General features: G+C 68.0%; 3 protein-coding genes. 1 reads left to right on the top strand and 2 read right to left on the bottom strand.

Going from position 1 to position 1,859, the window contains the following annotated elements; genetic code table 11:
- Nucleotides 1–34 precede the first annotated feature (34 nt).
- Nucleotides 35–322, bottom strand: a complete 288-nt coding sequence (locus tag AC1D12_RS32345; RefSeq protein WP_477845240.1) for a DUF433 domain-containing protein — start codon at nt 320–322, stop codon at nt 35–37.
- A 61-nt stretch (nt 323–383) separates the two neighbouring features.
- Nucleotides 384–1,289 (bottom strand): LysR family transcriptional regulator, encoded by a 906-nt coding sequence (locus AC1D12_RS32340; protein ID WP_477845239.1) that lies wholly within the window; start codon nt 1,287–1,289, stop codon nt 384–386.
- Between the two features lie 112 nt (nt 1,290–1,401).
- Here AC1D12_RS32340 and AC1D12_RS32335 point away from each other — a divergent pair.
- On the top strand, nt 1,402–1,859 hold a 458-nt coding region (locus tag AC1D12_RS32335; protein WP_477845238.1), incomplete at its 3' end, for an MFS transporter.

The following is a 1,859-nucleotide window of genomic DNA, read 5'->3' as shown; positions in this document are numbered from 1 at the left end:
GAGTATCTGGCGCCGGGCGTGAGCCGGCAACCGATCACCGATTCACTTGCAGCGGCAACAGGCGCAAGCGGGTGCGCTTCGTGTCGATCGTCAGCAGCGCGCCTGCCTCGACTTCGCGCTCATCGGCGCGCCAGGCGGCATAGCGCAGCGCCTGCAGGATGTCTTCTCGCTCCAGATAGGGATAGTCGGCCAGGATGTCGTCGACGCTGTGCCCGGCACCGACTTGACCGACGACCATCCCGACGGTGACACGCATGCCACGAATGCAGGCCTTGCCACCCATCACGTCCGGTCGCTGTGTAATGCGTTCCAGGGGTCCCATGTCAGCTCCTTGTCGCAACGCGAACCATGGTAGCGAGTATCCCCGCGCAGAAGCAGCTCATCTAGCCGAACCGCACGTTCTCCACCAGGAAATCCAGCAGCGCCCGCACCCGTGACGGCAGGTGCCCGCCCTGGCCGACGAACACCGCGTGGAACTCTTCCAGGTCGCCGGGGTTGAAGTCTTCCAGCACCGCGACCAGCCGCCCGGCGGCGATGTCATCGCGCACCTGGAAGGCGGCCAGCCGCACGAGACCGAGCCCCGCCACCGCGAGCCGGCGCAGCGATTCGCCGTCGCTGACCCGCGCGTTGCCGTTCAACGCCACCTGCACGACCTTGCCACCTTCCATCAGCGGCCAGCCCTCAAGCGCACGGGCATACGTGAAGCCCAACCGGTTGTGCGACGCGAGATCGGCCGGCGTGATCGGCGTGCCGCGCTGTTGCAAGTAGGCCGGCGAGCCGACGATCAGCTTGCGCGTCTCGCCCAGCTTGCGCGCCAGCAGCTGCGAGCTCTTCAGCGGCCCGGCCCGCACCGCTACGTCGGTGCGGCGCTCCAGCAGGTCGATCACCTCGTCGGTCAGCACCAGGTCGAGCGTGACCTCGGGATGCTGCGCCAGGAAGGCCGGCACCAGCGGTAGCAGGAAATGCTCGCCGAACGGCACGTTGACGTTCACGCTCAGCCGGCCGCGCGGCGCATCGTTGGTGGCGGCACCGCGCTCGGCCTCCTCCAGATCGGCCAGCACGCGCACTGCCCGCTCGTAGAACACGCAGCCCTCGGGCGTCAGCTGCACCTGCCGCGTCGAGCGGTTGAGCAGCCGCACCGCGAGCCGCGCCTCCAGCCGCCCGACCAGCTTGCTGACCGCCGACGGCGTCATCCGGAACGCCCGCGCCGCCGCCGAGAAACCGCCCAGCTCGACGACCCGCACGAACACCTCCATCTCGCCCGAGCGGTTCACATCCAGTCGTGCCATGCCCACCCCCGCTGATGAAATCGGTTCACAAGTGTTTTTCCAACGGGCAGTCTAGTCCACAACACCGTTTGAACTCATCATTCCCGACTCAACGGCATCTGAATTCACAGTCATGAAGAACACCAAGCTGGCGCTCTATGCGCTGACCGTCGGCGCCTTCGGCATCGGCGTCACCGAGTTCGTGATCATGGGCTTGCTGCTCGACGTGGGCACCGATCTCGGCGTCTCGGTGTCGGCCAGCGGGCTGCTGATCTCCGGCTACGCGCTCGGCGTCGTCGTCGGCGCACCGCTGCTGACCGCGCTGACGCAGCACTGGCCGCGCAAGACGCTGCTGCTGGCGCTGATGGCGGTCTTCACGCTCGGCAACCTGAGCTGCGCGCTGGCGCCGACCTACGAGCTGCTGATGGCGGCCCGCGTGCTGACGGCGCTGGCGCACGGCAGCTTCTTCGGCGTCGGCTCGGTCGTCGCGACCGGCCTGGTGCCGCCGCAGCAGCGGGCCTCGGCGATCGCGATCATGTTCACCGGCCTCACCGTCGCCAACATCCTCGGCGTGCCGTTCGGCACCTGGCT

This window comes from Rhizobacter sp. P1_G5 (assembly GCF_056405435.1).
The sequence above is the reverse complement of the archived record's forward strand: the minus strand, read 5'-3'. Positions and strand labels throughout refer to the sequence as shown.

What these genes read in the sequence shown, in the direction of transcription:
- AC1D12_RS32345 (WP_477845240.1), bottom strand. Translation starts at nt 322, where the DNA reads ATGGGACCCCTGGAACGCATTACACAGCGACCGGACGTGATGGGTGGC.
- AC1D12_RS32340 (WP_477845239.1), bottom strand. Translation starts at nt 1,289, where the DNA reads ATGGCACGACTGGATGTGAACCGCTCGGGCGAGATGGAGGTGTTCGTG.